General features: G+C 48.9%; 8 protein-coding genes. 1 reads left to right on the top strand and 7 read right to left on the bottom strand.

What is annotated here, in order from left to right:
• On the bottom strand, positions 1 to 349 hold a 349-nt coding region (locus Q0369_RS08675), incomplete at its 3' end, for an AIR synthase related protein (RefSeq protein WP_298098731.1).
• Positions 350 to 1,090: 741 nt separating this feature from the next.
• On the opposite strand from Q0369_RS08675, the gene Q0369_RS08670 reads away from it, so the two are divergent.
• Positions 1,091 to 1,579, top strand: a complete 489-nt coding sequence (locus Q0369_RS08670; protein ID WP_298098729.1) for a hypothetical protein — start codon at positions 1,091 to 1,093, stop codon at positions 1,577 to 1,579.
• A gap of 324 nt (positions 1,580 to 1,903) precedes the next feature.
• On the opposite strand, the gene Q0369_RS08665 is transcribed toward Q0369_RS08670, so the two are convergent.
• The 6 genes from Q0369_RS08665 to Q0369_RS08640 all read right to left on the bottom strand — a co-directional run bounded on the left by Q0369_RS08665 (position 1,904) and on the right by Q0369_RS08640 (position 7,788).
• Positions 1,904 to 2,206: an EexN family lipoprotein gene (locus Q0369_RS08665; protein WP_298098726.1), complete on the bottom strand. Its 303-nt coding sequence runs from the start codon at positions 2,204 to 2,206 to the stop codon at positions 1,904 to 1,906.
• Positions 2,207 to 2,343: 137 nt separating this feature from the next.
• Positions 2,344 to 3,810 carry an aldehyde dehydrogenase family protein gene (locus Q0369_RS08660; RefSeq protein WP_297894493.1) on the bottom strand — a complete coding sequence of 489 codons (1,467 nt, stop codon included), beginning with the start codon at positions 3,808 to 3,810 and terminating at the stop codon, positions 2,344 to 2,346.
• Positions 3,811 to 4,745: 935 nt separating this feature from the next.
• On the bottom strand, positions 4,746 to 5,495 hold the full coding sequence (locus tag Q0369_RS08655; protein WP_298098724.1) for an ATP-binding protein: 750 nt from the start codon (positions 5,493 to 5,495) through the stop codon (positions 4,746 to 4,748).
• Positions 5,492 to 6,190 carry a 5'-methylthioadenosine/adenosylhomocysteine nucleosidase gene (locus tag Q0369_RS08650; RefSeq protein ID WP_298098720.1) on the bottom strand — a complete coding sequence of 233 codons (699 nt, stop codon included), beginning with the start codon at positions 6,188 to 6,190 and terminating at the stop codon, positions 5,492 to 5,494. Before Q0369_RS08650 ends, Q0369_RS08655 begins: the two co-directional genes overlap by 4 nt.
• On the bottom strand, positions 6,187 to 7,131 hold the full coding sequence (locus Q0369_RS08645) for an ACP S-malonyltransferase (protein ID WP_298098716.1): 945 nt from the start codon (positions 7,129 to 7,131) through the stop codon (positions 6,187 to 6,189). The genes Q0369_RS08650 and Q0369_RS08645 overlap by 4 nt, the downstream gene beginning before the upstream one ends.
• A 9-nt stretch (positions 7,132 to 7,140) precedes the next feature.
• The gene (locus Q0369_RS08640) at positions 7,141 to 7,788 is read right to left on the bottom strand and encodes an FKBP-type peptidyl-prolyl cis-trans isomerase (protein ID WP_298098734.1); all 648 of its coding nucleotides are present in this window, start codon (positions 7,786 to 7,788) and stop codon (positions 7,141 to 7,143) included.
• Between the last annotated feature and the right edge of the window lie 23 nt (positions 7,789 to 7,811).

The following is a 7,811-nucleotide window of genomic DNA, read 5'->3' as shown; positions in this document are numbered from 1 at the left end:
GCGCGATGCGATCCGAGCCGATCGTGTCGCCGCCGATGATCCGTATGCCCCACTCGCGCGCCGTCTCGCTCACGCCCGCGCACAGCTCGTCGATCTCGCGCGTACCGATCTCGCGCGGCAGTGCAAGCCCCAGCAGGGCGTATTTGGCGCGCGCGTTCGTCGCGATCATATCCGAGATATTTACGAGCATCGCCTTTGCACCGATCTCGCGCAGGCTCAGCCAGCCGCGGCGGAAGTGCACGCCCTCGACAAAAAGATCCTTGCAATACGCCCGTTCGCCGATCACGGCGCAATCATCGCCATTAAGCTTCGATCTAAATTTCTCAAAAATATACCGCTCTTTATCCATGCGCCCTCCGTTAAATTTAGCGTTACGCCGCAGCCGCGCGAAAGCTAAGAAGCCCGAATTTGCGGGCCTTTGTTTAAATTTCGTCGCACACGCGCAGCAGGAGTTCTACGCTCCGCTTTGCAAGATTATAGCGTAAATTTAGATTTTCTCCGTGTGAGTTTGGCTGCGGTTCGGTGCGGCTCGATAACAAAATCGGCAATCGCATGAGTTTTGAGACTTTGGCGCGGCTCGGTATGACTTGATGCGGACGGAAGCCTGCGATAAAACAGCGCCCGAGGCTATTTTTTGCATGCGCCTGCTACGCACACTTGCGCAGATAACGAGTCTTTAAAATGGCTAGCTTAAAATTTTAAAATTTAGCGTAGTCGCTGACGAGATTAAATTTAAACGCTGCGTAAGCATAGCGAAGTTAAAATTCGCCTGAATATTTTATATAAACGGAGGGCAAATGGGTACTTGTCATGACCTAGCTAGAGGCTGGTTTATATTTCTGCTACTTGGCGTGATTCTGCTCAATAGCGTTTATGTGAAGGGTAATTATATAAAGCATTTTTTTTGATTTTAATGTATTGATTAAATCTATGAAAGAAACCAAAGAAAATTTAGGTTTTGCACACAAATTCGTAGGTGTATTTTATTGCGTAATCTCATTTATTGCCTATTTTTGCATTTATTTGGGACTTTTTGCATTAATATTAAAAATATTTGTTTATTAAATTTTGAAAAATCAAGGAATTTCAAATGAACGATACGAAACCGAGCGAGCCGCTACTAATCATAAAAAGGGCGAGGCGTTTTTACGGACCTTTTTATTCGGTAATTAAAATTTTACAATTTTATATCTCCATTGTTTTTATAATGCTCGATAAACCTTATGCGCCTATCGCAGGCTGGGTGATGCTGATCGGTCTTTTTTATACGACGGTTATTCCGAATTGCTTTAAATTTATTGCGTGCTATGATGATCGTATGGTAGTGAAATATTTTTTCTGGGAAAAAGTTATCATGCTTACAGATATAAAGGAATTCACCGCATATAAAATCCCTATATCATTTAAACAAATTTTAGCCATAAGACTTAAGCCGAAGATTTATGATATATTGATTTATCTAGGCTCAATCTCTATACCGATGGACTACATAGCGAGCGATGATTTTGAAAAGCTGAAAATTCTACTAAAAGAACGCAATGTAAGATATTTCAATTTTAAAAATTTTAAATATGAATAAATTTTATATAAGGAGCGAAAATGGGTTGCTATCGTAGTTATCAAACTATAAAAACAGGCTGATTTTTTAATTTCGCCATCCGTAAGCGCAGTAAGTCAAGTAAGGTTTTTGTCGAGCCGCCCGCGACAAAAGTCATATCGGACGTTTGAGCGCACGCGGCTGTAAAAGCTGCAAAGAAATTTGGAAAAATTCCGAAGAATTAGAAAAAATTGAAACTACTTAATGCTCGCCGTTAAGACTTCCGCTCCCTTTTCTCTCTTTAAATTCCGCTTCAGGAAAAACATTATTAGCGCATTTGCGCTACTACTTTCAAAAATTTAATTGTTATTTTTTAAGATCCTCGCTAATTCGCTCAGGGTGCTTTATATAAAAATCCACTTCAGACCAATGTCTATTGGGATCTCCGTTAAGGTGCTTTAAATAATCTCTTGCTTTGTTTGCATTATTACACTCTTTGTCGTTGATCACATCCTTTGGCTGCATTTTTTCGCAAAGCTCTAGTTTCGCTTTTGCCTCTAGCGGCGCAAGCAGATAATCTGCAACCGTTTTTTTAGGCTCGTCTTCCTTGCACCCGGTAAGGCCTAAACCTACGATAGCCGTAAGGCTCAACAAAAAAATTCGTCTCATTTTTTCTCCTTTTAAATAGTGCCTAATTATATATTTATTAAACTTAATTTCCGTTTTTTATATTGTCTTTTAAAGCAGAATAAATTCTCGGGCGGCGCAAACCGCCCGAAACGTAGCCCGAGATACCGCGCTAAGCCTTACTGCTCGTAAAAGCCGCTCGGTTTGGAGATCGTGTCGATGTAGATGTTTTTGGTCTGGGTATAATGATCCAGGATCATCTTGTGCGTTTCGCGACCGATGCCCGATTCTTTGTAGCCGCCAAACGGCGCGCCCGCGTGGATCTGGTTGTAGGTATTGACCCACACGCGACCCGTCTCAAGCAGGCGTGCGACCGTGAGCGCCTTTGCGATGTCGCGCGTAAATACGGCGCCGCCTAGTCCGTAGAGGCTGTCGTTTGCCATGCGGACGAGCTCGTCTTGATCTTTAAATTTAATCACGACGCCCACAGGACCGAAGATCTCCTCCTGCGCCACGCGCATGTCGTTGCGCACGTCCACGAGTAGCGTAGGCTCGACGAAAGCCTCTCCCGCGCTATGTCGCTTGCCGCCCACGGCGATCTTAGCGCCCTCCTCTACGCCGATTTTTACGTACTCTAAAATTTTATCGGCTTGCTTTTTGTTGATCTGGCATCCCATCTGGGTGTTAGGATCGAGAGGATCGCCTACTTTGATGCGCTTAAATTTCTCCACGAGCGCCGGTACGAATTTATCGTAGATGCCCTCCTGTACAAAAATTCTACTTCCCGCGCAGCAGACCTGGCCTTGGTTGAAAAGGATCCCCAGCTGCACGCCGTCGATCGCAACATCGAAGTCGCAATCGTCAAAGATGATATTTGCACTCTTGCCGCCAAGCTCAAGCGTAGCAGGGATGATCTTTTGCGCCGCGGCTAACGCGATGCCTCTACCAACTTCGGTAGAGCCAGTGAATGCAAGCTTATCGAGCCCTTTGTGAGTGCGGACGAACTCGCCTGCTTTGCTTCCCTTGCCGGTTACGACGTTGATGACGCCCTTTGGAAGTAGCGGCGCAATTAGGCGGATGAACTCCAAAATGCTAAGGCTGGTCTCGGAGCTTGGCTTAAATACGCATGTATCGCCCGCGGCAAGTAACGGAGCGAGCTTCCACGCGCCCATCAAAAACGGGAAATTCCACGGCACGATCTGTCCTACTACGCCGATCGGCTCGCGCAAGACGACGGATAGATAGCGCTCTTTTAGCATATTGGCGCTGCCCTCTTCGCCCAAAATCACGCCCGCAAAATAGCGGAAATGCTCGATCGACCACGCTACGTCGACCGCGCGCGTCTCGCGGATCGGCTTGCCATTGTCGATAGTCTCTACGGTCGCGATGAACTCGGCGTTTTGCTCTAAGACGTCGGCGATCTTGTTTAGCAGCGCGCTGCGCTCATAAACGCTAGTGCGGCGGAAGCTCTCAAACGCCTTGCGCGCCGCGGCGACCGCTCTATCGACGTCCGCCTTGCTAGCATCTGCGATCTTTGAAATTTTCTCGCCTGTAGCGGGATTAAAAACGTCTAGGCTCGCGCCGCCTTCGGCACCCACAAACTCGCCGTCGATGAAAAGCTTATAGCTTGGTTGGATTGTAGCCATGCTTACTCCTTATGTGAAATATGACATTTAATATTATATATCCGCGGCGATTAATGCGGCATAAATTTCGGAGCGAAAATCGGTTAAAATTTCGTAGTGTGTAAATTTGAGAAGCAATGCGACGTGCGCGAAATTTTAAAATTTAATCTACGCGCGCGACAGCGGAGGTTTTGAGCGGCTTTGAAGCGGCGCGAAATTTAACCGAGAGCGAGCGGCGAAATTTCAAAATGTAACGTTTATGAAACGAGAGCGAAAATTTGGCTACGATAAAATTTCAGAATTCGGCTTTGCTAAATTTTAAAATTCGGTTGCTTTGAAATTTTAAAATTTAGCTCCGTCGGAATTTTGAACTCGGCTTCGTTAAAATTTTGAAATTTTGTAAGGTAAAATTTTAGAAACATTTTGCGGAATAAATTTCTAAAACTATCTTTAGCGGAGCGGGCGGTTTAAATTTACGGCGCACGGCGATCGAGTCCGCACCCGCAGCCCGAAAGGAAGCCTCCGATAAAATTTTAAAATTTTACGGGATTAAATTTCTAAAGCATTTTTTGAGATGAAATTTCTAAAACTATCTTTCGCGCAAACTTTGCAAGCCTCCTAATATTCGCCCGTAAAGCTCGCTTGGACACGGGCGATATCTGAGCAAGACGAAAGTGCGGCGCCGAAAGACGGCATTACAATTAACCTCAGGCGTTTCGTAAAAGCATATACAGGCGGCGTAACCCGCCCTACTCGCAGCCCTCGGGCGCAGCGGGCGAACCGCTCTAGCGTGCAGCCCGAGCTGGTGTGCACAGCTTTGGACGCAGTAAGCTAACTGCTCGCGCTACGGCTTGCGGCTCGTTTGAGCAAGAAATTAAACTATATGTGCAAAGTTTCTGTCGCGGCAAAAACCATACTCGAGCTTTTCTAGCCGAGAGATCAAACCGCTTAAAATTTTAAAATTTAGGCTCGAAAAAGGTCTCTTCGTGGATGTTGGCAAAGGCGGCTTGCAGGCTGATAAAAAACCTCGGATGGGCCTTTTCATACTGCGCCAAAAGTTCCTTCGTAGCGGCGCGCGCAGTGGGCTCCTTGCCGCCGTATTGCCTCGCGGGACAGACCTCCTCCTCGCGCATGATCGGAAGCTCGTTATCTCTGGCACAGGCGGCGATTTGGCGCTCGCGCGCAAGAATGAACGGACGGATGATCACAAGCCCGTTTTCGGCGACGTAGCGCGGAGCGAGAGTTCGAAGTGCGCCGTTGAAGGTGAAATTCATAAAAAAGCTCTCCGCGGCGTCGTCGAGATGATGGGCGATGGCGATCTTATTAAAGCCGTGCTCAAGCGCGTAGGAGTAGATGTATCCACGCCTCATACGCGAGCAAAAGCTGCAAAACGTGGTGTTCGCGCGGATCTTTTCCTTGCCGAATTCAAAAATTTTAGTATCGATTATCTCGTATGGGATCTCGTGCTCTTTAAAATGGGCGCTTATCTCGCGCAGATCCTCGCCGATACCGTAGGTGACGGTGACGGCTCGAAACTCCCAATCTAGCGGGCTTACGCTTTGGAAGTGCTTCAGCACGTGCGCCAAGCTCATGCTGTCCTTACCGCCGCTAAGAGCTAGTAAAATTTTATCGCCGCGCTCGAACATCTTGTATTTAGCGTTGGCCTGTCCGACGCGGCGAAGTAGCTTTTTGGAGAGGTTTATCATAACCTTTCGATCATTTTTAGGACGAAATTTGCGCTCGTCTGCGCGCTTTTTACCATAAACTCGTCAAAGTCAAACTCCGCTTTGTGTCCCGCCTCGTCGCTTATCGCGCGCAGTATGCAAAACGGCACGCCCAGCGCGTCGCACACCTGCGCTACGCTCGCTCCCTCCATCTCGACCGCGCTCGCATCAAACGTCCGCTCGATCCAGCTCTTGCGCTCCTCGCCGCTTACGAACTGATCGCCGCTAGCGATGACGCCCGATTTTAGCGTGATGCCTAGCTGCTCGGCAACGCTTTGCGCGATAGAATTTAGCTTCGCGTCGGTTTGGACTGAAATTTTACTTCCCGGCACGAATCCGTGCGGATGCCCAAACGCCGTAATGTCCAGATCGTGCTGCACGAGTGCGGTGGCGTATAAAATTTCGCCGATCTTGATGCCGCTCTTCAAAGCCCCCGCGACGCCCGTAAAGATAAGCGCGCGCGCGCCGAATTTCTCGATCATAACCGTAGCCGTCAGGGCGGAATTTACCTTGCCGATCTTTGAATATGCGATCACGAGATCGTGGCTGTTAAGCTTAGCGGCGTAGAATTTATTATTCGCGTACTCCACGGCCTCCACGCTCACACTCCGCTCGCGCAGCGCGGACAGCAGCGGCTCGATCTCTTCGGGCATAGCGCCTAAGATCGCAACTTTCATCCATTCTCCTTTGCAAATTTCAAAAACTCGTCTAGGCTCGCAAGATCCGTGATGCTGAAGGTCGGCTTCTGCGTGATCTTTTTGTTTATCCCTTTTAAAACCGCCGCGCCGAACTCGACGAAGCAGTCCGCCTCGCCCTCGTAATTTTTGATACTTTGCTTGTAAAGCACGGGGCCGATAAGTTGGGCTTTAAGCAGCTCTAGCGCTTCGGATTTTGTCGTGTATGCGCGCGCCGTGGCGTTAGCGACGACGGGGGCAAAGCTCTCTTTTAGCGCAGGACGCAAAAATTCCAAAAGCTCGTCGCTAGCACTCCCTAGCATCGGGCAGTGGCTTGCGACGCTCATATTAAGTAGCATCGCGCGCTTTGCGCCCGCGGCCTTAAACTCGCCCTCGAGTGCTGCAAGATCATCTTTTTTGCCCGCGACCACGATCTGCCCGTCGCAGTTATAATTCGCCGCCCAAACCTGCTTGCCTGCGCTCGTCGCATCCGCACAAATTTTTTCAACTGCCTCGTCGGCAAGAGCTAAGATCACCATCATTCCGGCGCCTTTGCCCTCGCAGGCGCTCTGCATGAGCCTGCCGCGAATATTTACTAGCTTTAGCATCTGCTTCGGCTCTATTCCTCCCGCAGCGCTTAGCGCGCTAAACTCGCCCAGTGAGTGTCCGAGTAAAAACTGCGGAGCGATGCTAAGCTTTTCTTGATCCGCTCTTTCTTGCAGCGCCGCAAGCGCCATCATAGAATTTAATGCAATCGCGGGTTGCGTAAATTCCGAAACGTCGAGCTTGTCGCCGGGCTCAAACAGTAAATTTTTAAAATCGATGCCGGTAAAACTTGAAGCCTCATCCAAAAGCGCGCGCGTAAAGGCGGAGCTCTCGTAAAACTCCCTGCCCATGCCTACGCTTTGGCAGCCCTGTCCGGGGAAGATAAAAACAAATTTCATAAAAAAGTCCTAATGCTCGTGATGGTGCCCGCCGCAGCACTCGTGATCTTTCCCGTGATCGTGACCTCCGCAGCATTCATGACCGTCTGCATGCCCATGGCCTCCGCAACACTCGTGATCCTCTGCATGATCGTGTCCGTGTCCGCCGCAGCACTCGTGCCCCTCGTGATGATTATGTCCGCAGCCGCAGCCGTGAGCACCCTCCGGCTGGCCGGTAAGAATTTCGTCCGCCGTCGCTTCTCGGTTCTCGACGATTTTTACGTTAAATTCCAGCTCCTTGCCCGCAAATGGATGGTTGAAATCGATGGTAACGTCCTGCTCGCCGATAGCTTTGACGCTCACACGGGTAGTCGCGCCGTCCTCCGCCTGACCGAAAAGCTCCATACCGACGACTAGATCGATGCCCGCAAACTGCTCTTTAGGCAGGATCTGCACGGCGTCCTGCTTATACTCGCCGACCCCGTCACTAGGGCTTATGCAAACAGTTTTACTCTCGCCCGCTTGTAGATTTAAAATTTCATCTTCCAACTTTTGGATGATTTGATCTTTGCCGCTAAGAAAGGCGATCGGATCGGAGTTTAAATTTGACTCTAAAATTTCGCCGGTTTTGCCGTCTTTTAGCTCATAATGCATCTTTATAACTCGGTTGTTAGCCATAGTTTTCTCCTGTTTAGAATTTT

This window comes from uncultured Campylobacter sp. (genome assembly GCF_938030685.1).
Taxonomy (GTDB): Bacteria; Campylobacterota; Campylobacteria; order Campylobacterales; family Campylobacteraceae; genus Campylobacter_B.
This window is presented reverse-complemented; position numbering and strand designations above follow the sequence as displayed.

Bases quoted from the DNA above. Each gene is read 5' to 3' on its own strand.
- Q0369_RS08665 (WP_298098726.1), bottom strand. From the start codon at position 2,206: ATGAGACGAATTTTTTTGTTGAGCCTTACGGCTATCGTAGGTTTAGGC.
- Q0369_RS08650 (WP_298098720.1), bottom strand. From the start codon at position 6,190: ATGAAAGTTGCGATCTTAGGCGCTATGCCCGAAGAGATCGAGCCGCTG.
- Q0369_RS08670 (WP_298098729.1), top strand. From the start codon at position 1,091: ATGAACGATACGAAACCGAGCGAGCCGCTACTAATCATAAAAAGGGCG.
- Q0369_RS08640 (WP_298098734.1), bottom strand. From the start codon at position 7,788: ATGGCTAACAACCGAGTTATAAAGATGCATTATGAGCTAAAAGACGGC.
- Q0369_RS08660 (WP_297894493.1), bottom strand. From the start codon at position 3,810: ATGGCTACAATCCAACCAAGCTATAAGCTTTTCATCGACGGCGAGTTT.
- Q0369_RS08655 (WP_298098724.1), bottom strand. From the start codon at position 5,495: ATGATAAACCTCTCCAAAAAGCTACTTCGCCGCGTCGGACAGGCCAAC.
- Q0369_RS08645 (WP_298098716.1), bottom strand. From the start codon at position 7,131: ATGAAATTTGTTTTTATCTTCCCCGGACAGGGCTGCCAAAGCGTAGGC.